Genomic DNA, 25,889 nt, shown 5'->3' on the forward strand with positions numbered 1-25,889 from the left:
CTCAGGCCGGGGTGGACACCGCGGGTTCCGCCGCCGGGCGGTCGGCCTTCGACCGGGCCAGCAGCAGCGGCCCGACGGTGAGCGTCAGGCAGACCGCCGCCATCACCAGCAGCGCCGGGGTCAACCCGAGCGCCGCCACCGACCAGCCGCCGACCAGCGCACCGATCGGCATGCCGACGAACGCCACCGAGCCGGAGATGCCCAGCACCCGGGTCTGCAGAGCCTCGGGCACCCGCTCGTAGAGGGCCGCGCCGAGCAGCGGGTTCACCGCGGCGATCGCGATGCCGGACACGAACGTCACGGTGAGCACCACCGCCAGCCGGTCGGTGAGGGCGAGCGCCACCAGTCGGGGCGCGCCGCTGAGCGCCAGCCCGAGCGCGAACATCACCCGGCGGGGCAGCCGCGGCCCGGCCACGGTGAACAGCAGGTTGCCCAGCAGCGCCCCGCCGGAGAACACCCCGAGCACCAGGCCGAAGCCGGCCGGGTCGCCGAGCACCCGACTCACCCAGAGTGGGATCCAGACCGCGACGCTGGCGACGGCGAACATGTTCGCCGCCGAGACCGCCACCAGCATGGTCAGCAGCGTCCGGTCGGTACGCAGATAGCCGAATCCACCGCGTAGCGCGCGCAGGTAGCTTTCCCGGGGCGCCGGGTTCGCCGGCGCGGGCGGGCGGACCAGCAGGCCGACCAGCAGCGCGCACACCACGAAGGTGGCCGAGTCGATCCAGATCGCCCGGGTCACCCCCACCCAGCCGATGAGCAGCCCGCCGAGGACCGCCCCGAACAGCATCAGGCCCCGGACCAGCCCGTCGTAGGCGGAGGTGAGCCGGATCAGCGGCACCCCGGCGCGCTCGGCGGCAGGCTTGAACAAGACGTGTTTGACCCGGTCGCCGATGCCGCGTAGCCCGCCGGCCACCGCGACCAGTGCCACCAGCGCGCCGAACCCCAGCCAGGGTGCCAGCGCCACGACCGCCATCGCCACCGCGCTGGCCGCGTCGACGGTGACGGCGGTACGGCGTACCCCGAACCGGTCCGCCCAGGGGGTGGCGAGGGCGCTGGAGAGCATGTACGGCAGGGTCTCCGCCGCCGCGACCAGGCCCATCCGGGTCGGGCTGCCGGTGGTCTCGAGCACCAGCCAGGGGATGGCCACCACCGAGATCCGGGTGCCCAGGTTGGACAGCAGGTCGGCGCCGACCAGGGTGTACAGCTCGCGGCGCGGGTTCACGCCCGGCCGCCGATCGCCGCCGCGTCCGTGTCGACGGGGTGCGTGGCGGCGTACCGGGCGCGCAGGGCGCGTTTGTCCACCTTCGCGGAGCGGTTCAGCGGCAGCGCGTCGACGAACTCCACCGCGCCGGGTGCCCAGGTGTCGCTCAGTTCCCGGGTGACCAGCGCGATCAGCTCGTCCCCGGTCACCGTGGCCCCCGGCGCCGGCACCACGTACGCGTGCGGCAGTTCCCCGGCCACCGGGTCCGGCACGCCGATGACGGCGGCGGCGCGTACCTCGGGGTGGGCGGCGAGCGCGTCTTCGATTGGGCGGGAGTAGATCGGCCAGCTCCGCTGCCGGGTGAGGATCCGGTCCTGGAGTCGGTCGACCAGGTAGAGGTAGCCGTCGGCGTCCAGGTGGCCGATGTCGCGGGTCCGGACCCAGCCGTCCACGAGCGTCTCGGCGGTCAGCTCGGGCTGGCCGTGATAGCCGGCGAAGCTGAGCTTGGTACGCGCCCACACCTCGCCGTCATCGCCGGGCGGCAGCACCCGGCCGTCGGCGTCGCGGATCTGCACGGTCACGTCCCCGTACGGCCGGCCGCAGGAACGCAGCCGCTCCGGGTGCTCCGGATCGTCGGTGAGCCCCGGCAGCGCGCAGATCACCACGGCCTCGCTGAGCCCGTACACGATGCGCAGGCACGGGCCGAAGCGGGCGATCGCCTGGCGCAGCCGGGCGGGCGCGGCGGGCCCGGCGCCCACGTTGAACATGAACATGGCGGAGAAGTCGGCGCCGGCCAGGGCCGGATGGTCGAGCACCTCGTAGAGCATCGGCGGGGTGACGAAGGTGGAGGTGAGCCGCTCGGTGTCCACGGTCCGGATGAACGCGGCCGGGTCCCACCGCTCGCGCAGGAACAGCACCCCGCCGGTGAACAGGTTGAACAGGGTGGTGATCTGGCCGCTGGCCAGCCACATCGGCGAGTGCGACAGGTGCCGCAGCAGCGGGAAGCCGGCCGCCCGGAAGTCGGCGGCCAGGGCGAGGATCTGGCGGTAGAAGCTTTCCCGGTGGTGTACCAGCTTGGGGGTGCCGGTGGTGCCGCTGGTCTGCAGGAACGATTCCGGCGCCGGCACCTCGGCGGGCAGCTCCACCGGTGCGTTCCCGCCGGCGGTGAGGTCGGGTCCCGCACCGCCGGGCCCGAGGCAGAGCACCGGTACGCCGGACAGCCTGGTGGCGATCTCCGCGCCGAGCGGGTCCTCGGCGCGCGGGTCGTGGACGAAGGCGTCGGGGCGGGCCAGGGCGACGAACTCGTCGACCTCCCGGCGGGAGGTCACCGGTGCGATCCACATGCTCCGGCAGCCCAGCAGGTGCAGCGCCAATTGGAGCAGCGGTGCCTCCACCGTGTTGCCGAGCATCACCAGCACCGCGTCGCCGGGGCGTACGCCGTGGCGCAGCAGCGCGCCGGCCAGGCCGCGCACCTCGGCGGCGACCTGGGGGTAGGTCATCCGACGGCCCCCGCCGACGAGGGCCTCCCGGTCGCCGAAGCCAGCGAACAGCTCCAGTGCCTCGTGCAGATAGTTCGCCCGATCGATCATCGCGCAGCCCCCATCGTGTTCCGGGGATCGAGCCTAGGCACCGCAGGTCCGGCGTGGACAGAGCCGGTTCGGCGTCCGGCGACACCCCGAGGACATTTGATCATGTCGATCAGGTTGATTGACGCTCGTCGCGAGCGGCCGCTAGTTTCCGGTCCATCGTCCGGGTGGTGCCGTCGGTCGGACCGCGCCCCGGGCTGCCAACGATGGAGGTTTAATGTCGACCCCGAGAAGATGGCACCTCATAACCTTCGCCACGGCGTTGCTGATCGCCGTTACCCCGGCTGTCACCGCGAGTGCCGGCCCTGCCGGCACCGACAGCGCCCCGAAGGGGCGCGCGGAGTGGGCCGCTAGCTGGGCCACCGCGGTGACCCGCGGAAACAACGTCGGCCTCACCGACACCGGCCTCAACAACCACAGCATCCGGATGATCGTGCACACCTCGGTGGGCGGCGATCGGCTCCGGGTGCGGCTGACCAACATCTACGGCGAGCGGGCCGTGAAGGTGGGGCACGCCACCATCGCCCGCCCCAACACCGCCACCGTCAACGACCTGTCCGACATCGACCCGGCCAGTCTGCGCGAGCTGACCTTCAATGGTGCCTCCTCGGCCACCATGAACCGGGGCGCCGAGCTGCTCAGCGACCCGGTGGGCTTCAAGGTCCGCGAGCAGGAGGACCTGGTCGTCACCCTGTACTTCCCGGTGCTGACCGGCGCGGTCACCTTCCACGGCCAGTCCCGGTCCACCGTCTTCATCGGCGGCACCGACCTCACCACCTCGGCGGGCGGCGCGGGCTTCACCACCCGGCCCGACTGCTGCTGGATGTTCCTGTCCGGCATCGACGTGGAACGCAAGAAGAGCCCCGGCGCGGTGGTCGTCTTCGGTGACTCGATCGCCGACGGCAACGGCAGCACGGCCAACGCCAACAAGCGCTGGCCGGACCTGCTCGCCGGGAGGCTCATCGGCTCCCGACCCGAGGTGCAGCGGCCGGGTCTGCTGAACATGAGCCTGTCCGGTAACCGGCTTAACCACGAGGGCACGGAGCCCGGTGCGGACAACTTCCCCGGCTACTACGAGCTGGGCCCGAACGCCCTGGCCCGGCTCAACGAGGACGTCTACCCGCAGACCGGGGTGCGTACCGTCATCACCCACCTGGGCATCAACGACATCTGGATGAACGGCGACAGCGCGGAGAGCATCATCGCCTCGCTGCGGCAGCTCAACCAGCAGGTCAAGGCCCGCGGTCTGACCAGCCTGGTCAGCACCCTCACCCCGTACGAGGGCAACGGCGGCCCCGGCGTGTGGACGCCGGAGAAGGAGGCCACCCGGCAGACGGTGAACTCCTGGCTGCGCGGCCAGGGCGCGAAGGAGTTCGACGGGGTGATCGACTTCGACAAGGTGCTGCGCGATCCCACGCACACCAGCCGGCTGCTGCCGGCGTACGACTCGGGTGACCACATCCACCCGAACGACACCGGCAACAAGGCGATGGCGGACGCCGTACCGCTGAAGCTGCTCGATCTGTGACACCCGGTGGGGGTGGCGTGCGACCCACGTCGCCCCCACCGCCGATCCCGGGGAGGCACCGAAAGTGGACGTTGGTCAGATCCTGGCCGGCCTGTTCAGCGAGCAGGGCCGGCAGGATCCCTATCCGTGGTACGCGGCCCTGCACGAACAGGCGCCGATCAGCGCTATCCCGAACCGCCCCGCCGCCAGCACCCTCACTGCCGTGGCCGGCGGGTACGACGTGGTCGACCAGGTGCTGCGCGACCCGGCCTGGTACAAGGGCGCCCCGCCGGGCTGGCAGGAGCAGGAGATCCTGCGCACCTTCCTGTCCTCGATGATGTTCATCAACCCGCCCGATCACACCCGGATGCGGGCGGTCTTCGCCAAGACGTTCACCCCGCGTCGACTGAGCGCGCTGGAGCCGGTGATCGTCCGGGTCGTCGAGGACCGGTTGGACCGGATGGCCGAGGCGGGCGCCGACGGCGGCGAGGTGGACTTCGTCGCCGACTTCGCGTACCCGGTCCCGGCGCTGGTGATGGCCGAGTTCATCGGTCTGCCCGAGGCGGATCTGGCCTGGTACCGGCAGCGGGTCGACTGGATCGACGAGTACATGGACGTCGCCGGCAAGACCCCGGAGCGGGTGGCCCGCGCCAACCAGGCCGCCGAGGAGCTGCGCGCCTACTACCGGGACCTGATCGCCCACCGGCGCCGGCAGCCCGGCGAGGAGCTGATCAGTGGCCTGGTCGAGGTGCTGGACGCCGGCGGCATGGAACTGACCGAGGAAGAGTTGATCAGCAACCTGATCGTGTTGTTCAACGCCAGTTTCGTCACCACCGTCTACATGTTCAGCAACGGGCTGCCGCTGCTGCTGGCCCGCCCCGACCTGGTCGCCGCGCTGCCCGGCGACGACGCCCTCGCGCGGGGCTGCGTGGACGAGATCCTGCGGATGGAGAGCCCGGTCCACTTCCTGGCCCGCTCCGCGCCGTACGACACCGAGCTGGGCGGGGTGCCGGTCAAGCAGGACGAGGACGTGCTGCTGCTGATCGCCGCCGCCAACCGCGACCCGGCCCGCTTCCCCGACCCGGACCGGTTCGACCCTCACCGCACCGGCCCGCCCTCGCTCGCCTTCGGCGTGGGACTGCACTTCTGCCTCGGCTCCGCGGTGTCCAAGCTGGAGGGCCGGCTCGCCCTGCCTCGACTCTTCGCCCGCTTCCCGCGCCTGGCCGTCACCCAGCCCTACACGTACAGCGGGAGCCTGTTCCTGCGCGGCATCGACAAGCTCTTCGTCACCACCGACGGCCGGGGGGAATGATGGCGCTCGACCCGCAGGTGGTCGCGTGGCGGGCGGCGCGGGCGGCCGCCGACACCGCGCCGCTCTACACCCAGACCCTGGGCGAGGCCCGCGCCGCCGACCTCGCCGCGATCCGCGCCGGCGCCGGCGCGGTCGAGCCGGTCCACGAGGTACGCGACACCCACCTGCCCGGCCCGGGCGGGCCGCTGCCGGTGCGGATCCACCGGCCGGCCGGTGACGGCCCGCTGCCCACCCTGGTCTACTTCTTCGGCGGCGGCTGGACGTTGGGCAGCGTGGACACCGCCGACGGGATCTGCCGCCGGCTCGCCAACGCCACGCCCTGCCAGACGGTGACCGTCGGCTACCGGCTGGCCCCCGAGCATCGTTTCCCGGCGGCCGTGGACGACTGCCATGCCGCGCTGCGCTGGCTGGCCGGGCATGCCGAGGAGTTCCGCATCGACCCGGCCCGGCTCGCGGTCGGCGGGGACAGCGCTGGCGGCAACCTGGCCGCCGCGGTCACCCTGTTGGCCCGCGCCGACGAGGGTCCCCGGCTCGCCGCCCAACTGCTGGTCTACCCGAACACCGACCAGCGGCCCGGCCCGGGACCGGCCGACGACGAGGACGCGCTGCTGTTCAACCGGCACTCCGTTGCCTGGTACCGGCGGCACTATCTCGCCGACCCGGCCGACGCGGCCCACCCGCTCGCCTCGCCGTTGCTCGCCGAGGAGCTGTCCGGGCTGCCCCCGGCGCTGGTCATCACCGCCGAACACGACCCGCTGCGCGACGAGGGGGAGCGGTACGCGGCGCGGCTGCGGGAGGCCGGTGTGCCCACCGAGGCGACCCGGTACGACGGGATGATCCACGGCTTCTTCGCCATGCCCGGCGTGTTCGACGCGGGCCGGCGGGCGCAGGAGCAGGCGGCGGCCTTCCTGCGGCGGAGGTTTGGGCTGGACCCGGCCGGGTCGGCGGCCGGGGCGACGAACGGCGGGCCGGACCATGGCTGAGCCGGTCAGCCTGGCCGACTTCGCCGAGCTGGCCCGGGCCGTGCTGCCCGCCGACGTGTGGGACTTCGTGGCCGGCGGCAGCGGCACGGAGACCACCCTCACGGCCAACCGGGTGGCCCTGGACCGGGTGGCGGTGCTGCCCCGGGTGCTGACCGGGGTGGACCGCCCGCGCACCGACGCCGCGCTGCCAGGCGGGACGTACGCCATGCCGGTGGCGGTCGCGCCGATGGCGTACCAGAAGCTGCTGCACCCGGACGGGGAGCCGGCCCTGGCGGCCGCCGCCAAGACGGCCGGGGTGCCCTACGTGGCCAGCACGTTGTCCAGCACGCCGATCGAGGAGATCGCCACGGCCGGCGGCACGGTCTGGTTCCAGCTCTACTGGCTGCGCGACCGGGGCCTGGTGGCGGACCTGCTGGGTCGGGCGCACGCCGCCGGCTGCGCCGCGGTGATGGTCACCGTCGACGTGCCGGTGCTCGGCCGGCGGCTGCGCGACGTCCGCAACGGCTTCGCACTGCCGCCGCACGTCGCTGCCGCGAACCTGCCCGAGGGCCGCGACGACCTGGCCCACCAGGGTACGCCCGGGGTGTCCGCGGTCGCGGCGCACACCAGTGCCGTCTTCGCCCCCGCGCTGAGCTGGGCCGACCTGGCCTGGCTGCGGGCGCGTACGACGCTGCCGCTGCTGGTCAAGGGCGTCCTCGATCCGCGCGACGCGGTCCGCGCGGCCGAGACCGGGGCGGACGCGGTGGTGGTCTCCAACCATGGCGGCCGGCAGCTCGACGGGGCTCCGGCTGCCGTCGCCGCGCTGCCTGAGGTGGTCGCGGCGGTCGGGGAACGCTGCGCGGTGCTGCTGGACAGCGGCGTGCGCAGCGGCACCGATGTGCTGCGCGCTCTCGCGCTCGGCGCGGCCGGCGTGCTGGTCGGTCGGCCGCTGCTGTGGGCGCTGGCGGCGGGTGGCCGGGCCGGCGCCGAGGCGGCCCTGGCGTTGCTCGCCGCCGAGCTGCGTGACGCGCTCACCCTCACCGGCTGCGCCGACCCGGCGGCGGCCCGGCACCTGCGCACCCGCACTGGAGGATGAGGTGGAGCCGGTTGACCTGACCGTCGACAGCCTGCACGCCGCCGTCGACGACCCCGCGCTGAACTCGATGAACTTCCTCAACGAGGTGGCGCAGCACTACCCGGACGCGGTGTCGCTCGCCGCCGGCCGGCCGTACGAGGAGTTCTTCGACTCTGCCGTGCTGCACCGGTACCTGGACACCTTCCGCCGGCATCTCGCCGACGACCTCGGGCTGAGCCCCGACCAGGTCGACCGGACGCTGCTGCAGTACGGCCGGACCAAGGGCATCGTGCATCATCTGATCGCCCGCAACCTCGCCGTCGACGAGCAGCTCGCCGTCGATCCGGAGACGATCGTGGTGACCGTCGGCTGCCAGGAGGCGATGTTCCTGGTGCTGCGGGCGCTGCGGGCCGGGCCGCAGGACGTGCTGTTCGCCGTCGCTCCCACGTACGTCGGGCTCACCGGCGCGGCCCGCCTGGTCGACCTGCCGGTGCGCCCGGTGGCCGGCGGGCCGGCCGGGATCGACCTGACCGACCTGCGCGAACAGCTGCGCCGGGCCCGGGCCGAGGGGCTGCGCCCGCGCGCCTGCTACGTGATGCCGGACTTCGCCAACCCGTCCGGGGTCAGCATGGACCCGGCTCAGCGGCGGCGGCTGCTGGACCTCGCCGTCGACGAGGACCTGCTGCTGATCGAGGACAACCCGTACGGCCTCTTCCCGGCCACGGGCACCGAGCGGCGGCCCACGCTCAAGGCGCTGGACACCCACCGCCGGGTGGTCTACCTCGGCTCGTTCGCCAAGACCGTGCTGCCCGGGGCCCGGGTCGGCTACGTGGTCGCCGACCAGCGGGTGGCCGGTTCCGACGGGACCGTCGGCCCGCTCGCCGACCAGCTCGCCAAGATCAAGAGCATGGTCACCGTGAACACCTCGCCGATCGCCCAGGCGGTGATCGGCGGGGCGCTGCTGGCCCACGACTGCTCGCTGGTCGCGGCGAACGTCCGGGAACGGGCCGCGTACGCCCGTAATCTGCGGCACCTGATCGACGGGCTGGCTCGGCGTTTCGGGCCCGACGGTCCGGTGCGGTGGAATGTGCCCGCCGGTGGCTTCTTCGTGGTGGTGACCGTGCCGTTCAACGTGGACGACGCGCTGCTGCACCGCTCCGCTCGCGAGTACGGCGTGCTGTGGACGCCGATGGCCCACTTCTACGACGACGGCACGCCGGTGAACGCGCTGCGGCTGTCGGTCAGCGCCGTCACCCCGGCGCAGATCGACGTGGGCCTGGACCGGCTCGCTGCGCTGGTCGCCGACGGGCTGGCTGTTTCGACAGCCCCGGCGTGACACCCGCTGCGCCGCCGTCGCGTCACGTGATCCGTTTGTAGATAATGGACCGATGGTTGCCTGGGAGTACGCGTTGCTGGTCCGCCGCTATCAGGGGCAGGGCCGACAGTTCACCGTCTCGTTCGTCTGGTATGGCCCGGACGGGTCGCGCGTCGACGTGACCCCGTACGGCGAGACCGCGGTCGCGCACCTGAACCGGGTCGGTCGGGAGGGCTGGGAGCTGGTCAACGCGGCCGAGGACGTGAACAACGTCCAGGGCAGCACCGAGGTGCACCGCTACTACCTCAAGCGCCCACTGACCCGCTGACAGCTGACGATCGGTGTCCTCACCGCCGACACCCGGCCCCTCTTGACGTCGAGGCCGCATCGGCGGTGAGGGCCGCGCCGCGCCTCCGGACGGGAGGAGTCCGGGCCAGCGGTTTACGTCATCTGGACAGGGCGACGCCCCACCGGCCAGGCCGGTGGGGCGTCGGGATGGTGCCGGAGCCGGAGGCGGGGGTGGGGTCAGCCCAGGTCGACGGCGGGGTAGAGGGGGAAGCCGGTCAGCAACTCGCTGGCCTGCTTGCTCACCTTGTCGGCCAGGGCCGGGTCGAGCACGTACTTGGCCTTCGACGGGGTGCCGTCCGGGTTCGACCCGGGGGTGGTCTGGGCCAGCACGGTGTGGATCAGCTCGGCGGTGGCGTCCATCTCGGCGGCACCGAGGCCCCGGCTGGTCAGCGCCGGGGTGCCGATCCGGATGCCGGAGGTGTACCAGGCGCCGTTCGGGTCCTGCGGGACGGAGTTGCGGTTGGTGACGATGCCCGAGTCGAGCAGCGCCTGCTCGGCCTGCCGGCCGGTGAGCCCGTACCCGGAGACGTCGATCAGCACCAGGTGGTTGTCGGTGCCGCCGGTGACCAGCTTCGCGCCCCGGCGCAGCAGCCCGTCGGCGAGCGCCTGGGCGTTGGCGACGATGCGCGCCGCGTAGTCGGCGAACTCGGGGCGGCGGGCCTCGGCGAGAGCGACGGCCTTGGCGGCCATCACGTGCGGCAGCGGGCCGCCGAGCACCATCGGGCAGCCCCGGTCGACCTGGTCGGCCAGCTCCGGGCCGCAGAGCACCATGCCGCCGCGCGGGCCGCGCAGCGACTTGTGGGTGGTGGTGGTGACGATGTGCGCGTGCGGCACCGGGTCGAAGTCGCCGGTGAAGACCTTGCCGGCGACCAGGCCGGCGAAGTGGGCCATGTCGACCATGAAGGTCGCGCCGACTTCGTCGGCGATCTCCCGCATGATCCGGAAGTTGACCTTCCGGGGGTACGCCGAATAACCCGCGACTAGGATCAGCGGCTTGAACTCGCGGGCCGCTGCGGCGACCTTGTCGTAGTCGACCAGGCCGGTGGCCGGGTCGGTGCCGTAGCTGCGCTGGTCGAACATCTTGCCGGAGATGTTCGGGCGGAAGCCGTGGGTCAGGTGGCCGCCGGCGTCCAGCGACATGCCCAGCATCCGCTGGTTGCCCAGCTCCCGGCGCAGCGCGAACCAGTCCGCCTCGGTCAGCTCGTTGACCTGGCGTACCTGGGCCTTCTTCAGCGCGGGGGATTCCACCCGGTCGGCCAGGATCGCCCAGAAGGCGACCAGGTTGGCGTCGATGCCGGAGTGCGGCTGCACGTACGCGTGGGCCGCGCCGAACAGCTCCCGGGCGTGCTCGGCGGCGAGCGCCTCGACGGTGTCGACGTTCTGGCAGCCGGCGTAGAACCGGCGGCCGACGGTGCCCTCGGCGTACTTGTCGCTGAACCAGTTGCCCATCGCCAGCAGCGTGGCGGGGGAGGCGTAGTTCTCGCTGGCGATCAGCTTGAGCGACTCGCGCTGGTCGGCGAGCTCCGCCCCGATGGCGTCGGCCACTCGCGGCTCGACGGCCCGGATCACCTCCAGCGCGCTGCGGAAGGCGGTGGATTCGGCGTTCAGCGACATGGAACCTCCTGGTGACGTGCGGAAGGCCCAGGCGCTCGGCGTGCGTCCTTGCGACGGGACCGCTTCCCGATGGTGCTCCATCCCCACGCGCCAGTCACGGCCCGCGCCGATCCTACCGGGTGGGCTGCGGAGACGGACGAGGCCCGGCGAATCGCTCGCCGGGCCCCGTCCGCTGCGGTCAGGCGGTCACTTCACCACGTTGTACGCGTCGACCATGCCGAAGCCGTAGAACCCGTTACGGTTCCCGCCGGAGCAGGTCGCGTCGTAGTCGTTCGGGCGGCCCGGCCACAGCGGCACCGGGTTGTAGACGCCCTTCGGGCAGGACATGCTCACGGCCGTGCGCTGCAGGAACGACGACAGCTGACCGGGGGTCATGTTCGGGTGAGCCGACAGCGCCAGCGCCGCGACACCGGTGGCGTGCGGGCCGGACATCGACGTGCCCTGCTTGTAGCCCCAACCGTTGGTCTTCGTCGCCGTGTTGAAGGTGGTCGACAGAATCCCGTCGGTGGAGGTGGAGCTGCGGCCCTGGGTACGGACCCGGGTGTCGCCACCCGGCGCCGTCACGTCGATCTCACCCTGGCCGTACGAGGAGTAGTAGCTCTTCTGCCCGGTCGGGCCGACCGCCGAGACGGTCACCACGCCCGGCGCCTGGGCAGGGAGGTCCAGGCAGGCGCTGGTGAGGTTCTGCCGGTTCTCCGGCGTCCCGTTGTTCGGGCTGCCGGTGTCGGTGATCTTGTGAGCGAGGTCGTAGTTCGAGTTACCCGCGGACGCGATGTTCAGCACGCCCTTGTTCTGCGAGTAGCGGATCGCTCGCTGCACGGCCTGCCACACCGGACGCTGGCGCGCGTCGTTGCGGCAGTTCAGCTCCCACGGGTCGATGTAGTAGCTGTTGTTGGTGAGCTGGAAACCGTGGTCGGCGGCCCACATGAACCCGCAGACCGCAGCCTCCGGGTAGATGTAGCCGTCATTGTTGACCACCTTGACGGCGGCGACCTTGACGCCCGGCGCGATGCCGGTCACGCCGACGCCGTTGACGGCGGCGGCGATAGTGCCGGCCACGTGGGTGCCGTGGTCGCTGTTGGTCGGGTTCCAGGCCGCCTCGGCGGTGTTGGTGACCCCACCGACGCAGGACACGCTCTTGTCCTTGGCGATCTGGGTTGCCAGGTCGGGGTGGCTGCTGGAGATGCCGCTGTCCAGCACGCCAACAACCACGTTCGGGCTACCCATGGTGATCTTGTGGGCCTGCGGGACGTGGATCATGTCCATGTCCCACTGCTGGCCGTACATGGGCTCCTTCGTCGGGTCGCCGGAGGCGTTGGCGATCTCCTCCGCGGAGACCTCGACGGTCTCGCCCTCGTCGAGGGCGGTGCCCAGGCCGGCGGTGGTGGCGGCCGCCTCGACGCCCGCCCCCGCCACCTCGGTGGCGAAGTTCGGATTGGTCGAGCGGACGACGAGCACGCCGATCTGGTCGTAGCTGGCCACCACGGTGCCGTTGGCGGCCGCCACGCGGGCGGCGGCCTTGTCGGTCTTGCCGTTCTGCGGGGCGAGGACCAGGAACGTGGTTTCCGGTCCAGCGGCCGCGGCGGGTGCCACCCCGCCGATGGCGGCGAGGCCGACGCCGAGCGCCACGACGGACGCGGCGGCGAGGGTCTTGCGACGCAGGTTCTTCACACAGACTCCAGAGGGCTGATCCAGCCGGCCGCACTGCCTGGGGGAAAGCGGGCCAGCGGAAAACGAGCAGGATGCTCACTTTCCAGTGGTTCAGCGTAGGCTTGTGGTGTTGTGTTACACACAGCCGAACGGATGAACAACAACCGTCAGATGGCGGCAAAGGCTCCGAGGCCTGGACCGGGCGTGTCAACAGGGTGTCAGCGGGTAACCGCACTGCTCCACCGGAAGCCGACAGCACGGGGAGGTACGCCGTGGCGACCATGGTCCGAGAGCCGATGAGCCCGGTCAAGGACAAGAACTACGACCTGATCCACGCGGTGCAGATGTCACTCCAGCACATCTGGCAGTTGGAGACGTACATCGCCGATGCCGAGAATCGGGGCGACAGCGAGCTGGCGACCTGGTTCCGGAAGATCCAGGAGAACAACCGCAAGGCTGGCGACCAGGGCAAGAAGTTGCTCATCGACCGGCTTCAGCGAGAGAAGGGCTGACCGGTACATCGCGGCCGGGATGGGAATGACCATCCCGGCCGACGCGTGTGGACCTCGCGACCCCGGGCGTGCGGACGGCAGCCGAACACGTCGATGGCGCAGAATGTCTCGTCCGACACGACGGGATGGAGCCATCAATGACGGTCCTCAAGGGTCTGCGGGAAGCGCTGGTGCTGTTCGTGATCGCGCTGGTGGTGGTCGCGGTGGCCGCCGGCGTCTGGGTCGCGGTGTCCGGCGGCGAGTTCGTCACCCGGTTCGGCATCGCCCTGGTCGTGGTCGGGGGGCTGCTCGGGGTCACCGGCGACCTCACCCTCAGCCGGGTCGGCATGCTGGGCGCCCGCGCCACCTTCGGGCTCGCGCCCGAGCGGGAGACCGGGGGCGGTGGCCGCGTCCTCACCGGCGTCGGGATCTTCCTGTTCGTCGGGCTGCCGCTGGTCGTCGCGGGCATCATGCTGCTCTCCTGACCGCCCGCCACCGATCCCCTACGGCCAGGGGGTCTGCGCCCCGTCGAACTCCTCGAAGACCAGCCACGAACGCGTCGACAGCACCCCGGCGATGCTCTGCACCCGGTCCAGCACCACGTCTCGCAGCGTCGCGTTGTCTGGTGCCCGGACCAGGGCCAGCACGTCGTGCTCGCCGCTGAGCAGCGCCACGTGCTCGACGTAGCGCACCTGGGCCAACTCCTCGGACACCTCCCGCCAGGTGTTCTGCTCAATGGTCAGCGCGATGTACGCCGACGTGCCCAGCCCGGCCGGCTCCGGCGCCACTCGGGCCCGGAACCCGGTGATCACCCCGTCTCGCACCAGCCGCTCCACTCGGGCGTACGCGTTGGTGCGCGAGACGTGCACCCGTTCGGCCAGCGTACGAATGGAAAGCCGGCCGTCGCCGGTCAGTTCGCGCAGGATCCGTCGGTCCACCTCGTCGAGCGGCCCGGCCGAACGTCCCGTTCCGCCCGCCGCGCCCGGTGCTGGGTTGGTCTCCTGGCTCATGAGCCACCTCGCAATGTGCCATTCATCCCGCGTTCTACGGGCAACTTGAGTCAATCATCCGAGGGCGTGAGCATAGTTCCACCACACGTCCAGGAGGTCCTCGCCGTGACGACCACACCCCAGGCGGCCCGCAGGGCATCCCCCCGCACCCGCCGGAAGGCCACCCCGGCCGCCCCCGACCCGTCGGCCGGCCTGCTGCCGCACGTCGAGCCGGTCCGGCTGCTGAACCCGGACGGCACCCCGCTGCCGGCCCGGGACGACTACCCCGAGCCGCCGGTCGAGGCGCTGCGGGAGATGTACCGGCGGATGGTCGTCGGCCGCCGCTTCGACGTCCAGGCCACCGCGCTGACCAAGCAGGGTCGCCTCGCCGTCTACCCGTCCTCGCGCGGCCAGGAGGCGTGCCAGGTCGGCGCGGTCCTCGCGGTGCGCGACACCGACTGGGTCTTTCCGACCTACCGCGAGTCGATGGCGCTGACCGCCCGGGGCATCGACCCGGTCGAGGTGCTCACCCTGCTGCGCGGCGACTGGCACTGCGGGTACGACGCGGCGGCCCGGCGCACCGCGCCGCAGTGCACCCCGCTCGCCACCCAGTGCGTGCACGCCGCCGGCCTCGCGTACGGCGAGTCGTACCAGGGGCGGGACACCGTGGCGCTGGCCTTCATCGGCGACGGTGCCACCAGCGAGGGCGACTTCCACGAGGGGGTCAACTTCGCCGCCGTGTTCAAAGCCCCGGTCGTCTACTTCGTACAAAACAACAAGTACGCGATCAGCGTCCCGCTGTCCCGGCAGACCGCCGCGCCGAGCCTGGCCTACAAGGGCGTCGGGTACGGCGTACCCAGCGAGCAGGTCGACGGCAACGACCCGGTGGCCGTCCTCGCGGTGCTCACCCGCGCCGTGGAGCACGCCCGCTCGGGCAAGGGGCCGTTCCTGGTCGAGGCGCACACCTACCGGATGGAGCCGCACACCAACGCCGACGACCAGACCCGCTACCGGGACGCCGAGGAGGTCGACGCGTGGCGGGACCGCGACCCGGTCGCCCGGCTGGAGACGTACCTGCGGGCCCGGGGCGCGCTGGACGACGCCGCGGTCGGCGCGGTCGCCGACGAGGCCGAGGCGTACGCCGCCGCGCTGCGTGACCGGATGAACGCCCAGCCGACGGTCGACCCGCTGAGCCTCTTCGACCACGTCTACGCGGAGCCGACCCCGCAACTGGTCGAGCAGCGCGAGCAGGTCCGCGCCGAGCTGGCCGCCGCCCGCGACGAGGAGGGGGACGCCTGATGGCCACCATGACCATGGCGAAGGCGCTCAACGCCGCGCTCGCCGACGCGATGCTGGACGACGAGCGGGTCGTCGTGTTCGGTGAGGACGTCGGGCAGCTCGGTGGCGTTTTCCGGATCACCGACGGGCTTCAGGCCCGGTTCGGCGACAAGCGTTGCTTCGACACCCCGCTCGCCGAGGCCGGGATCGTCGGTTTCGCCGTCGGCCTGGCCATGTCCGGGCTGCGGCCGGTGGTCGAGATGCAGTTCGATGCGTTCGCGTACCCGGCGTTCGAGCAGATCGCCTCGCACGTGGCGAAGTTGCGCAACCGCACCCGCGGCGCGCTCAGCGTGCCGATCGTCATCCGGGTCCCGTACGCCGGCGGTATCGGCGGGGTCGAGCACCACTGCGACTCGTCTGAGGCGTACTACGCGCACACCCCGGGCCTGAAGGTGGTCACCCCGGCCACCGTCGAGGACGCGTACTCGCTGCTGCGCGAGGCGATCGACGACCCGGACCCGGTCGTGTTCCTGGAGCCGAAGAAGCTCTACTTCTCCAGCGCCGAGGCGGAGCTGCCGGCCCGCACCGCGCCGTTCGGCCGGGCCGTCGTGCGCCGGGCCGGCGCCGACGCCACTCTCGTCGCGTACGGGCCGGCGGTGCCGGTCGCGTTGGAGGCGGCCGAGGCCGCCCGTGAGGAGGGTTGGGACCTGGAGGTCGTGGACGTGCGCAGCATCGTGCCGTTCGACGACGCCACGGTCACCGCGTCGGTGCGCAAGACCGGCCGCTGCGTGGTGATCCAGGAGGCGCAGGGCTTCGCCGGCGTCGGTGCGGAGATCGCCGCCCGGGTGCAGGAACGCTGCTTCCACGCGCTGCACGCCCCGGTGCTGCGGGTGTCCGGCCTGGACATCCCGTACCCGGCGCCGATGCTGGAGCACACCCACCTGCCCTCGGTCGACCGGGTCCTGGACACCGTGGCCCGGCTCCAGTGGGACGACCAGCCGGACAGCCGGTGGGTGAAGGCATGAGCACCAAGGACTTCCTCCTGCCCGATCTTGGCGAGGGGCTGAGCGAGGCGGAGATCGTCGAGTGGCGGGTCGCCGTCGGCGACGTGGTCACTGTGGACCAGACGGTGGTCGAGGTGGAGACCGCCAAGGCCGTGGTCGACGTGCCCTGCCCGTACGCGGGTCGGGTCGTCGCGCTGCACGGCGCGGCGGGTGAGGTGCGCCCGGTCGGCCAGCCGCTGATCACCATCGCCCCCCTCGACGCCGGTGATCCTGCGGAGCCCGCCGGGCACGCCACCTACCGCGAGGAGGAGCGGGCCGGCTCCGGCAACGTGCTGATCGGCTACGGCACCGGCCACGGCGGCTCCGGCCGTCGGCGGCGCCGGCCCCGGCCGGCCGTCGCGCCGGAACCCACCGCAGCGGCCCCGGCCGGAACCGACGGGCGCACGGGTACGGCCAGCTCCGTCCTGGTGATCTCGCCGATCGTCCGTCGGCTGGCCCGGGAACGCGGGGTGGACCTGGCGTCGCTGCGCGGCACCGGGCCCGGCGGGGTGATCCGGCGCGCGGACGTGGAGGCCGCCCCGGCGGCGGGCCTCGCGGCTGTGCCGGACGCCACCGAGGCGCACGTCGGGCTCGCGCCCGGCGGTGACGGGGACACGGTCATCCCACTCACCGGCATCCGCAGGGCGATCGCCGACAAGCTGTCCCGCAGCCGGCGGGAGATCCCCGAGGTGACCATCTGGGTGGACGTGGACGCCACCGGGCTGCTGGAGACCGGGGCGGCGATCAACGCGGCCAGCCCGGACGCCCCGGTCAGCATCCTCGCCCTGCTGGCCCGGATCTGTCTCAGCGGGCTGCGCCGGTATCCGCAGCTCAACGCCCACGTCGACACGGCCGGGCAGCGGATCATCCAGGCTGCCGGGGTGCACCTGGGCATCGCCGCGCAGACCGACCGTGGCCTGGTGGTCCCGGTGCTGCGGGACGCGCAGCGGCTGACCACCCGCGAGCTGGCCGCCGCGCTGGCGGAGACCACCGCCGCGGCCCGAGCGGGCACCCTGCCTCCGGCGCGGCTGACCGGCGGCACCTTCACCTTGAACAACTACGGGGTGTTCGGGGTGGACGGCTCCACCCCGATCATCAACCACCCCGAGGCGGCGTTGCTCGGGGTGGGCCGGATCGTCGACAAGCCCTGGGTGGTCGACGGTCAACTCGCGGTCCGCAAGGTGACTCAGCTCAGCCTCACCTTCGACCACCGGGTCTGTGACGGCGGTGTGGCGGGCGGCTTCCTGCGCCACGTCGCGGACTGTGTCGAGCAGCCCGCGCTGCTGGTGGCGAACGTCTGAAATCCCGCCCGACGGGGCCGGTCATCCTCTGCTGGATGACCGGCCCCGTCGCGTTGGACATCGCCTCCTCGCGGCGGCGCCCTTGTCGGGCACATCGGCGACGAAATGCTGGTGGTTTCACGGGCATTTCTTGGGGAAGAGCGCCGTGGCCTGGGAAACGCCGTACAGAATGTGGCCGAGGGGGAGTGGAAATGGGGGACCGAATATGGACGTGAGGCGACGATTCACGCTATTGGCGGTAACCATGGCTACCGCACCGTTGGTTGTCGCCGGCTGCACGGTCGCACCGAAGACGGTGAAGTCGGGCCAGGAGAAGAAGAAGCCCCCGTCGCTGACCGTCACACCGTCGGACCACGCGAAGGACGTGCCGATCAGCGCCGAGGTGGGCGCCACTGTCAGCGGCGGGAAGATCACCGCCGTCCGGCTCACCGACGACAAGGGCGCGCAGGTGGCGGCGGAGCCGCGGGAAGACGGCTCCAGTTGGGTGCCGAGCAAGCCGTTGGACAATTCGCGGACGTACACCGCGGAGGTGACCGCGACCGGCGATTCCGGAAAGAGCACCACACAGAAGACGACATTCACCACCACGGCGACGTCGTCGACCAAGTCGCCGATCACCAGCACGCTCTATTTCACCGACAATCAGACGTACGGGACGGCGATGCCGTTGGTCGTCAAGTTCGACCCGGGGATTCCGAAAGAGGCCAGGGCGGATGTGCAGCGACGATTGTTCGTGAAGACGGATCCGCCGCAGCCGGGCACGTGGTCGTGGATCGCGGACGGCACGCAGGTCGAATACCGGGCGCCGGACTTCTGGAAGCCGGGCACGAAGATCAGCGTGCGGAGCGCCCTGCAGGGGCTGCCGATCGGCAAGGACGCCATCGGCGACGAGGACCACACGGGGACGTCCAAGATCGGCCGACAGACCTCGCTTGACATCGACAACGCCACCAAGCAGATGTCGGTCTATGCGGACGGCAAGCTGCTCAAGAAGGTCCCGGTGAGCCTCGGCAAGGAGAGCACACCGACCTCCAGCGGCAACATGGTGATCATGGAGAAGTTCGACCGGACCACCTTCGACACCCGCGGTGACCCGCTTGGCGGCTACGTGGTCGACGTCGACGACGCGCAGCGCCTGACCTGGGGCGGCGAGTTCATTCACGCCGCGCCGTGGTCGGAGGGGGAGCAGGGCAGCTACAACACCTCACACGGCTGCACCAACGTCTCGTCCGTTGACGCGCACTGGCTGATGGGCGTCACCCAGGTCGGCGACCTGGTGACGGTCAAGGGCACTGAGGTGAAGCTGGACCAGGGCAACGGCTTCACGGCCTGGAACGTCAGTTGGGACGAGTTCGCCAAGGGCAGCGCGCTGCCGGTGCCGGCCGGGCTCAAGCCCACGCAGAGCGCGACGCCACACCCGGGCGCGGTGGCCGGCGGGTCGGCGCCCGCACCCGCCCCGTCGGCGAGCGGCGGCTGAGGACCTGGGGAGGTACGACCGACGGACGGCCCGCCGCCGAGGTGGGGGGCCGTCCGTCGCATGCTGTCCGGGGGACCACCCTGAGCGTCTCGGGGTCAGACCCCGGACGTACCCGGATCCCGGGTCCGGGAAGGCGAAAATGTCGGTCCCGGCGGCTAAGTTGACGGTCATGGGGCAGCACAGCGAGCGGTTCCACGTGGAGGTCAGCGTGGCCGACGACGTGGTCGACGTCCGGGCGGTCGGCGAGATCGACATCGCCACGGTCGGGGCGTTCCGGGCGGGGCTGTGGGCCGCGCCCGCCCGGCCCGTGCTGCGGTTGGATCTGTCCGAGGTTCGGGTGCTGTCGGCGGCCGGGGTGCGCGCGCTGGTCGCCGCGTACCTGCGGGCCCGGTCCCGGGGCGGTGAGCTGCTGCTGGTCGACCCCGACCCGGTGGTCCGCCGGGTGCTGCATGCCACCGGGCTGCACCGGGTGATGCCGATCGTGGAGTCGGCCGCGGCGACGGAGCTGGTCCCGGCCTGACCGCGCCGACCACCCGGGACGGCACCGGGCCGCCGGCACGAGCGCCGACGGCCCCGGTGCGGGTCGCTCCGTGTGTCAGCGGACGCCGAGCAGGTCCACCACGAAGATCAGCGTCTCGTTCGGCTTGATGACCCCGCCGGCGCCCCGGGCGCCGTAGCCCAGGTGCGGCGGAATCGTCAGCTTGCGCCGGCCGCCCACCTTCATGCCGACCACGCCCTGGTCCCAGCCGGCGATGACCTGCCCGCCGCCGAGTGAGAACTCGAACGCCTCGCCCCGGTTCCACGAGGCGTCGAACTCGCGGCCGGTCGAGTGGGCCACGCCGACGTAGTGCACGTTGGCGAGCTGGCCGGGGCGGGCCTCCGGGCCCTCGCCGACCGTGATGTCCTCGATGACGAGATCGGCGGGCGGTGCGCCCTCGATCGGGCCAACCTCGGGCTTTTCCATGGCGGATCTCCTCGGTGGTTCGTGGGTGCAATCTCCGTCGATCCTGCCGGATCGTGACCGGCCGATACATGTCGGTCCCGGCGCGACGGCGCCGGGACCGGTGGGCGGACGAGACGGCGGGCGCCACCTTCGGTGACGCCCGCCCGCTGGGCACTGCCGGATCGGTCACCGCAGCCAGGGGAGCCGCTGGACGATGGGGAGCTTTGCCCATGCCCGGCCGAGTCCGCAGGTGTTCCCCGCGCCGACCAGGGCCAGGCCGGCCAGCAGGCCCGCGTAGATGAGGTGGTCGTCCATGAACGGGTTGTTCGCGGGGGGCAGCACGGCCGTCCACATCAGGACCAGCAGGAGCCCGCCGGCGACCGCGGCGACCCGCATCCCGATGCCCAGGACCAGAGCGACGCCGATGGCCGCCAGGCCGACCATGAACAGCCAGTCCGCCCAGGCCGCTCCGGCGATCCCGTGGTAGAGGTTCTCGAACGGGCCCTTGGCGCCGAAGGTCAGGAAGCCCTTGGTGGGGCTGCCGCCGTTGAGCCAGGCGTTCTTCGCCGTGGTCTCGTGTCCCAGGCCGAACATCTTGTCCAGGAAAGCCCAGAGGAAGATCCAGCCGAGGGCGATCCGCAGTCCGGCGAAGACGTACCGGGCGGCCTTCTGCCGGATGGTCTCGACCTGGCGGATGGTCTGCACCGCCGGAGCGATGGTGTTGTTGGCGGTGATCCGCTCGACAGTCGCGGTCATGGTCTCCACGTCCCTTCCTGTGCCTCGCACCGCGCTTCCCGGTGGCATCTTCATTCCACCTCGGCCGGCGTCGTGCGGGCAGGGCCGACCGGGCCGCTCCTGGCCGGGACCTTGGACCCGTCCCGACCCGGCCTGGTCGGCCCTGCGCGGCCCTGCCGATCGCCTCTGACCACGGTGGACAAGCCCGCCCTACCGTCGTGCTCAGAACACCGGGCCGAGGAGGTCGTGATGAGGACGTGGCAGGTGGGCGACGTGATGACCAGGGAGGTCGCGGCGGTGGAGGAGGAGACCCCGTACCGCCAGATCGTCGATGTGTTGATCCGGCGGGGCGTCAGCGCCGTGCCGGTGGTGGACGGCTTCCGCCGGGTGCTGGGCGTGGTCTCCGAGGCGGACCTGCTGCACAAGGTGGAGCGGGCCGGGCAGCCCGACGAGCGGCGGGTCTTCGAGGGACGGCGCCGGCGTATCGCCAGGGAGAAGGCGGACGCCCTGCTCGCCCGGGACCTGATGACCGCTCCGGCGGTGACCACCTGCCCGCACGCGTCGCTGCCGGCGGCGGCTCGGCTGATGGGCCGCGAGGAGGTCAAGCGGCTGCCGGTGCTGGACGATCTCGGCCGGCTGGTCGGCATCGTGACTCGGAGCGACCTGCTCCGGGTGCACCTGCGCACCGACGCGGAGATCCGCGAGGACGTGGTGCAAGAGGTGCTGCGCCGGGTGCTCGCGGTGCGGGACGGCCTGGTCACCGTCCAGGTCCGCGACGGTGCGGTCACCCTGGACGGCGGGCTGGACCGGCGCAGCGCCGTCGACCTTGCCGGCCGGCTCGCCGCCCAGGTCAGCGGCGTCGTGCAGGTCCACAACACCATCGCGTACGACGTGGACGACACCACGCTGAGGGAGCTCGATCCGGTGCACGCCACGCCGGTCGCCTGACCGTCGCCGCCGGCCGGCCCCGCACCGGGTCGGCCGGCGGTCGTGGCGAGCGGGTTCGTCCGCCCGGTCCGGCCCTCAGGTTGCGCCGGCGAGCTGGGCGGCGAGCAGCGCGGGCGCCTCGGCGAGCGACGGGCCGTACCAGGTCAGGTGCCGGCCCGAGACGAGCGCGGCTGGTACGCCGGGGAACGCCTCCGGCCCGTCCTGGGCGGTGAACCGGTACGGCTCGTCCGGCAGCACCACCAGCTCGGGCGCTCGGGCGCGCAACTCGTCCAGGCTCGGGCGGGGGTAACGCTCGTCGTGGTCGGCCCACTGGTTGGCGATGCCCAGCCGGCGCAGCACGTCACCGGCGAAGGTGTCCCGGCCGAGCACGATCCACGGCCGCCGCCACACCGGCACGACCGCGGCACGCGGCGCCGACGGGCCGGGCGGTGCCGCCCAGGCGCGCCGGGCGTCCCGCAGCCAGTCCGGCTCGCCGGGCACCCCGATCGCCGCGAGCAGCTCGCCGAGCTGGGTCAGCGCCTCGGGCACCGTACGGGGAAAGGTGACCCACACCGGTACGCCGGCCGCGCGTAGGGCGTCGGCGTCGGCGAGCCGGTTTTCCTCCTCGTTGAGCAGGACCAGGTCGGGCCGGAGCGCGAGCACCCGGTCCAGGTCCGGGTATTTGCTGCCGCCGACCCGGGCGACGTCCAGCCCGGCCGGGTGGGTGCACCAGTCGGTGGCGCCGACCAGCACCTCGGGCCGGGTCAGCGCCACGGCCTCGGTCAACGACGGCACCAGTGACACCACTCGCACGGCGGCTCCCTTCCTCGCTGCGGAGCATCCTCGCGTACCGAGGCGATCCGTCGTCGGGCGGGCTGGTCAGTGCCGCGCAGGTGGCGGGTGACGGTCCGAACCGGTTGGTTCCCATCCATCCCGGGGGAGGCGGCGTCCATGATCGACGGCCTAGACTCGGGCGTCGATCGAGCGATGGATGGGTTTGACGAAGATGACGAGCAGCGGCAGCGTGGCGGCTTCCTGGCTGCGTCCGATCACGGCCGGGCCCGCCCCGCTGCTCACCCGGGCCGGCCACGTCGGGTACGCGGCGCGGCGGCTGGGTGAGCTGGTGCAGGGACGGCCGCCGGGCATCACCGGGCACCAGTGGAGCAGCGCCCTCCGGGACAGTTTCGACCAGGTGGTCTGCGCGGCCGACAGCGGCCGTCCCGTCTTCGCCGTGCAGGTCGCGCCGCCGCCCGCCGGCACCGCCGCCCGCCGCGCCGAGCGGATGACCAGTGTGGTTTGCGCGGCCGTCGGCCTGCCGGTGCTGCGGGTCGAGTCGACGACGCTGCGCGGCGCCGACCATGCCCGACGTTTCGTCGAGTACGTCATCGACGCGCGGAGCTACGCTGCCGGCTCGGGAGCGGAGGGTGGGTACGCCATCGAGTTCCGGGAGATCGTCGGCCGGCTGCCCGACGGGCGCAGCGGACCGGTGAACGATCTCGGGGCGCTGGCTCGGGCCGCCGTCGTCGAGGCGTACGTCGAGCGCCGGCTCGCCGACCCGATCGTCCGCGGGATGCATGTGCGGTGGACGGGCGGCCCGGCCGAGGGGTGGAGCTGGGTCGAGGTGCGGCCCGGCCGGTGCCTGGTCGAACGGGTCGGCCTGTTCGCGCAGCGGTTCTCCTGCGGCGTGGATCCGGGGCAACTCGCCGAGGACCTGGCCGCCGTGGCGGTGGGGGAGCGGCTGCGCGACCTCGACGCCGTCGAGCCGTCGCTGGTCGACCGGGACGAATTGCGCGGGCGTCTGCGGCGGCTGGCCGCCCGGCGGGACGAGTTCGACGGGGGCTTCGCCTTCGACCACCTCTGCGCCGACTGACCGCCCGGCGCTGCCCGCGTCGTGTCCCGGCCGACACCGGCGGTGCCGGCCGGGCGCGCGGGTCACGCCGGCGCGGGCACGGGCCGGGCCGGCAGCGGTGCGGGTGCCCGCAGCACCTCGATCTGGCGGGTGCGGGCCGGTCCGGCGAGCAGGTTGCCCACCGCGACCAGCAGGGCCAGCCCGCTCAGCCCGAGCCAGAGCGCGGTAACCCCGAACCGACCGGTGACCAGGCCGCCCAGGGTCGGGCCGGCGAAGCTGGCGAAGGCGTACCCCAGCGAATAGACGCCCTGGTAGCGACCGCGTTGCGCGGCCGGGGAGAGATCGGCGCTGAGCGCCGAGTTGGCGGGCGTCATCATCATCTCGCCGAGTGTCCAGATCAGCACGCTGAGCCCGTAGAGCGGCACGGTGTCGGCCATGGCGGTGACCGTGAACCCGACGCCGACGACCACCGCCGCCACCGCGATCGTGCGGGTCCGGTCGAAACGGGCGATCAGCCGGGGTACGAACAACTGTCCCGCCACGATCATGAGCCCGTTCACCGCGATGATCGGCCCGTACGCCGACGCGGGCAGCCCGTCGGCCTGCAAGGCCACCGGGAGCATCGCGTTCGCCTCGATGCAGAGCCAGATCAGCCCGGTCAGCGCGGTGAAGGTGAGGAAGACCCGGTCGCGCAGCACCGCGCCGAGCCCGCCCCGGTCGGCCCGGACGCGGGGCCCGACGGCCTCGGGGGCCGGCCGGGACTCCGGCACCTTCAGGCCGATCAGGGTGGCGGTGCCGAGCAGCACGGCCGCGTTGATCAGGAAGAGGAGCAGCGGGTCGACGCGGATCAGCACGCCGGCGACGATGGCGGCCACCGAGAACCCGATGTTGATCGCCCAGTAGTTCAAGGTCAGGGCCCGCAGCCGGTCGCGCTCGCCGACCACGTCGATGATGGTGGCGGTGAAGGCGGGCCGGGAGACGCCGAGGAAGAGCCCGAGCGTCAGGGTGAGCGCCGCGATGGCGACCGGGTGCCCGGTCAGTCCCATCCCGGCCGCTGTGGCTGCGGCGGCGACGTTGCCGGACAGCATCGCCGGCCGCCGGCCCCACCGGTCCGCGACGATGCCGCCGACCAGCGTGCCGAGCGCGCTGCCGGCGCCGTGCAACCCGATCACCATTCCGGCGTACGACGGGTCGAAGTGGCGCACCGAGACCAGGTAGACGCCGAGGTAGATGGCGACGAAGCTGCCCAGCCGGTTGATCAGCGTGGCGGTCCAGAGATACCAGAACGTGCGGGGTAACCCGCCCCCGGTCTGCCTCCACCACGTCGTCATGCGCCACCCCCGTGTCGTTCGTGTAATGAGCACCGGACGTGCCGGTCATTACAACCTAGGGGTACGACGGGGGGTTGGTCACCGGGCGATCATGGTGGCGCCGCTCACGGTCCGGTGCGGGTGCCGGATGCCGGCGCTCTCCACCGGGGTGAGAATTGTCAACGCTGAAAACGCCAACCGGGGCCACGCCGATTTCTCAGCGTGACCCCGGTGTGCCCGACGGTGAACCAGGAGGGCTCAGCGGCTCTTGTAGGCCTCCACCACGGAGACCGGGATGCGGCCCCGCTCGGAAATCTCGTAGCCGTTCTTCGCGGCCCATTCCCGGATGGCGCGGTTCTGCTCGCGGTCCATTCCGGAGGTGGCCGGGCGGGCCGGCCGCCGCGCGGCGCGTCCACTCTCCAGCGGGCCACGCCCGATCCGTCGGCCAGCGCTGATGTACGGGTCCAGCGCCTTGCGCAGCACGCCGGCGTTCTCGTCGGAGACGTCGATCGTGTACGTCACGCCGTCCAGACCGAACTCGACGGTCCGATCCGCCTTTCCGCCGTCGAGGTCGTCGGTCAGAACGGTGATTACTTTCCTTGCCATCGCCATTGCTCCCTGTGTCGGGCAGTGTGGCTAAGAGTTTGACCTATGGTGCGGCAAATTCGCAACAATATCGGCCGTTCGCCATTCGGCGGGTCGGCTAATCCGCGCCGGGAATGGCGGGCCGCCGTGCTGCACGCCGCACGGAGGGTGCCGCGACGTGGGGTGGGTCACAAGCCGGCACAGGGAGCGCCCACGGCGACGGCGGAGGGAGTGATCCTCCGGGGGCAATGAAGCGGTGCGGCGATTGCTCTGGAAAGGAGCATCACATGTTCACCACACTGCTGACAGCAAGGCGTGAACGGGTCATCACCAGGCCCCGCCGGCGGGGCGAGATCAGGTCGGTGACCACCGAGAAGCCGACCGAGCC

At 72.2% G+C, this 25,889-nt stretch carries 25 protein-coding genes and 1 riboswitch; of the genes, 15 read left to right on the top strand and 10 right to left on the bottom strand.

Going from position 1 to position 25,889, the window contains the following annotated elements:
• Window position 1 precedes the first annotated feature (1 nt).
• Together ABZ671_RS25520 and ABZ671_RS25525 are read right to left on the bottom strand one after the other, a co-directional pair.
• Entirely contained in the window at window positions 2-1,225 is a 1,224-nt protein-coding gene (locus ABZ671_RS25520; RefSeq protein WP_357862595.1) for an MFS transporter, read from the bottom strand.
• Window positions 1,222-2,793, bottom strand: a complete 1,572-nt coding sequence (locus ABZ671_RS25525) for an AMP-binding protein (RefSeq protein ID WP_357862597.1) — start codon at window positions 2,791-2,793, stop codon at window positions 1,222-1,224. The genes ABZ671_RS25520 and ABZ671_RS25525 overlap by 4 nt, the downstream gene beginning before the upstream one ends.
• 214 nt (window positions 2,794-3,007) lie before the next feature.
• Here ABZ671_RS25525 and ABZ671_RS25530 point away from each other — a divergent pair, with 214 nt between their 5' ends.
• The 6 genes from ABZ671_RS25530 to ABZ671_RS25555 all read left to right on the top strand — a co-directional run bounded on the left by ABZ671_RS25530 (window position 3,008) and on the right by ABZ671_RS25555 (window position 9,289).
• The gene (locus ABZ671_RS25530) at window positions 3,008-4,318 is read left to right on the top strand and encodes an SGNH/GDSL hydrolase family protein (RefSeq protein ID WP_357862599.1); all 1,311 of its coding nucleotides are present in this window, start codon (window positions 3,008-3,010) and stop codon (window positions 4,316-4,318) included.
• Between the two features lie 64 nt (window positions 4,319-4,382).
• Window positions 4,383-5,609 (top strand): cytochrome P450, encoded by a 1,227-nt coding sequence (locus ABZ671_RS25535; RefSeq protein WP_357862601.1) that lies wholly within the window; start codon window positions 4,383-4,385, stop codon window positions 5,607-5,609.
• Entirely contained in the window at window positions 5,609-6,592 is a 984-nt protein-coding gene (locus tag ABZ671_RS25540) for an alpha/beta hydrolase (RefSeq protein WP_357862639.1), read from the top strand. Before ABZ671_RS25535 ends, ABZ671_RS25540 begins: the two co-directional genes overlap by 1 nt.
• Window positions 6,585-7,667: an alpha-hydroxy acid oxidase gene (locus ABZ671_RS25545; protein WP_357862603.1), complete on the top strand. Its 1,083-nt coding sequence runs from the start codon at window positions 6,585-6,587 to the stop codon at window positions 7,665-7,667. Before ABZ671_RS25540 ends, ABZ671_RS25545 begins: the two co-directional genes overlap by 8 nt.
• Window position 7,668: 1 nt before the next feature.
• Complete coding sequence (locus ABZ671_RS25550; RefSeq protein WP_357862605.1) at window positions 7,669-8,982, top strand: PLP-dependent aminotransferase family protein; 1,314 nt, start codon at window positions 7,669-7,671, stop codon at window positions 8,980-8,982.
• A 52-nt stretch (window positions 8,983-9,034) separates the two neighbouring features.
• Window positions 9,035-9,289 carry a hypothetical protein gene (locus ABZ671_RS25555; protein WP_357862607.1) on the top strand — a complete coding sequence of 85 codons (255 nt, stop codon included), beginning with the start codon at window positions 9,035-9,037 and terminating at the stop codon, window positions 9,287-9,289.
• Between the two features lie 197 nt (window positions 9,290-9,486).
• Here ABZ671_RS25555 and ABZ671_RS25560 read toward each other — a convergent pair whose 3' ends face one another.
• Both ABZ671_RS25560 and ABZ671_RS25565 read right to left on the bottom strand, forming a co-directional pair.
• A complete protein-coding gene (locus ABZ671_RS25560) occupies window positions 9,487-10,923 on the bottom strand; it encodes a glycine hydroxymethyltransferase (RefSeq protein WP_357862609.1) in 1,437 nt (478 codons plus the stop codon).
• A gap of 18 nt (window positions 10,924-10,941) precedes the next feature.
• Window positions 10,942-11,031, bottom strand: a riboswitch (ZMP/ZTP riboswitch).
• 78 nt (window positions 11,032-11,109) lie between these two features.
• Window positions 11,110-12,594: a S8 family serine peptidase gene (locus ABZ671_RS25565; protein ID WP_357862611.1), complete on the bottom strand. Its 1,485-nt coding sequence runs from the start codon at window positions 12,592-12,594 to the stop codon at window positions 11,110-11,112.
• 260 nt (window positions 12,595-12,854) lie between these two features.
• Between ABZ671_RS25565 and ABZ671_RS25570 the strand changes: the two genes are divergently transcribed.
• Window positions 12,855-13,085 carry a hypothetical protein gene (locus tag ABZ671_RS25570; RefSeq protein ID WP_357862641.1) on the top strand — a complete coding sequence of 77 codons (231 nt, stop codon included), beginning with the start codon at window positions 12,855-12,857 and terminating at the stop codon, window positions 13,083-13,085.
• A 137-nt stretch (window positions 13,086-13,222) separates the two neighbouring features.
• The gene (locus ABZ671_RS25575; protein WP_357862613.1) at window positions 13,223-13,549 is read left to right on the top strand and encodes a hypothetical protein; all 327 of its coding nucleotides are present in this window, start codon (window positions 13,223-13,225) and stop codon (window positions 13,547-13,549) included.
• Window positions 13,550-13,567: 18 nt separating this feature from the next.
• Here the strand turns inward: ABZ671_RS25575 and ABZ671_RS25580 are convergent, their stop codons facing one another.
• Window positions 13,568-14,074 carry an Lrp/AsnC family transcriptional regulator gene (locus tag ABZ671_RS25580; RefSeq protein WP_357862615.1) on the bottom strand — a complete coding sequence of 169 codons (507 nt, stop codon included), beginning with the start codon at window positions 14,072-14,074 and terminating at the stop codon, window positions 13,568-13,570.
• Between the two features lie 72 nt (window positions 14,075-14,146).
• Between ABZ671_RS25580 and pdhA the strand changes: the two genes are divergently transcribed.
• The 5 genes from pdhA to ABZ671_RS25605 all read left to right on the top strand — a co-directional run bounded on the left by pdhA (window position 14,147) and on the right by ABZ671_RS25605 (window position 19,672).
• Window positions 14,147-15,352: a pyruvate dehydrogenase (acetyl-transferring) E1 component subunit alpha gene (gene pdhA / locus ABZ671_RS25585; RefSeq protein WP_357862643.1), complete on the top strand. Its 1,206-nt coding sequence runs from the start codon at window positions 14,147-14,149 to the stop codon at window positions 15,350-15,352.
• A complete protein-coding gene (locus ABZ671_RS25590; RefSeq protein ID WP_357862617.1) occupies window positions 15,352-16,356 on the top strand; it encodes an alpha-ketoacid dehydrogenase subunit beta in 1,005 nt (334 codons plus the stop codon). Before pdhA ends, ABZ671_RS25590 begins: the two co-directional genes overlap by 1 nt.
• The gene (locus ABZ671_RS25595) at window positions 16,341-17,675 is read left to right on the top strand and encodes a dihydrolipoamide acetyltransferase family protein (protein WP_357862619.1); all 1,335 of its coding nucleotides are present in this window, start codon (window positions 16,341-16,343) and stop codon (window positions 17,673-17,675) included. The genes ABZ671_RS25590 and ABZ671_RS25595 overlap by 16 nt, the downstream gene beginning before the upstream one ends.
• Window positions 17,676-17,880: 205 nt before the next feature.
• Window positions 17,881-19,152: an Ig-like domain-containing protein gene (locus tag ABZ671_RS25600; protein WP_357862645.1), complete on the top strand. Its 1,272-nt coding sequence runs from the start codon at window positions 17,881-17,883 to the stop codon at window positions 19,150-19,152.
• 169 nt (window positions 19,153-19,321) lie between these two features.
• Window positions 19,322-19,672: an STAS domain-containing protein gene (locus ABZ671_RS25605; RefSeq protein ID WP_357862621.1), complete on the top strand. Its 351-nt coding sequence runs from the start codon at window positions 19,322-19,324 to the stop codon at window positions 19,670-19,672.
• Between the two features lie 75 nt (window positions 19,673-19,747).
• Here the strand turns inward: ABZ671_RS25605 and ABZ671_RS25610 are convergent, their stop codons facing one another.
• Window positions 19,748-20,116 (bottom strand): FKBP-type peptidyl-prolyl cis-trans isomerase, encoded by a 369-nt coding sequence (locus ABZ671_RS25610; protein WP_357862623.1) that lies wholly within the window; start codon window positions 20,114-20,116, stop codon window positions 19,748-19,750.
• A gap of 165 nt (window positions 20,117-20,281) precedes the next feature.
• The gene (locus tag ABZ671_RS25615) at window positions 20,282-20,851 is read right to left on the bottom strand and encodes a hypothetical protein (protein WP_357862626.1); all 570 of its coding nucleotides are present in this window, start codon (window positions 20,849-20,851) and stop codon (window positions 20,282-20,284) included.
• Between the two features lie 228 nt (window positions 20,852-21,079).
• Between ABZ671_RS25615 and ABZ671_RS25620 the strand changes: the two genes are divergently transcribed.
• Window positions 21,080-21,778: a CBS domain-containing protein gene (locus ABZ671_RS25620; RefSeq protein ID WP_357862628.1), complete on the top strand. Its 699-nt coding sequence runs from the start codon at window positions 21,080-21,082 to the stop codon at window positions 21,776-21,778.
• A 75-nt stretch (window positions 21,779-21,853) separates the two neighbouring features.
• Here the strand turns inward: ABZ671_RS25620 and ABZ671_RS25625 are convergent, their stop codons facing one another.
• On the bottom strand, window positions 21,854-22,570 hold the full coding sequence (locus tag ABZ671_RS25625; protein ID WP_357862630.1) for a helical backbone metal receptor: 717 nt from the start codon (window positions 22,568-22,570) through the stop codon (window positions 21,854-21,856).
• 178 nt (window positions 22,571-22,748) lie between these two features.
• Here ABZ671_RS25625 and ABZ671_RS25630 point away from each other — a divergent pair, with 178 nt between their 5' ends.
• Window positions 22,749-23,627: a hypothetical protein gene (locus ABZ671_RS25630; RefSeq protein ID WP_357862632.1), complete on the top strand. Its 879-nt coding sequence runs from the start codon at window positions 22,749-22,751 to the stop codon at window positions 23,625-23,627.
• A gap of 62 nt (window positions 23,628-23,689) precedes the next feature.
• Here the strand turns inward: ABZ671_RS25630 and ABZ671_RS25635 are convergent, their stop codons facing one another.
• Both ABZ671_RS25635 and ABZ671_RS25640 read right to left on the bottom strand, forming a co-directional pair.
• A complete protein-coding gene (locus ABZ671_RS25635; protein WP_357862635.1) occupies window positions 23,690-24,937 on the bottom strand; it encodes an MFS transporter in 1,248 nt (415 codons plus the stop codon).
• A gap of 237 nt (window positions 24,938-25,174) precedes the next feature.
• Window positions 25,175-25,522, bottom strand: a complete 348-nt coding sequence (locus tag ABZ671_RS25640; protein ID WP_357862637.1) for an Lsr2 family protein — start codon at window positions 25,520-25,522, stop codon at window positions 25,175-25,177.
• Window positions 25,523-25,889: the final 367 nt, after the last annotated feature.

The organism is Micromonospora sp. NPDC006766 (assembly GCF_040636055.1).
GTDB lineage: Bacteria > Actinomycetota > Actinomycetes > Mycobacteriales > Micromonosporaceae > Micromonospora.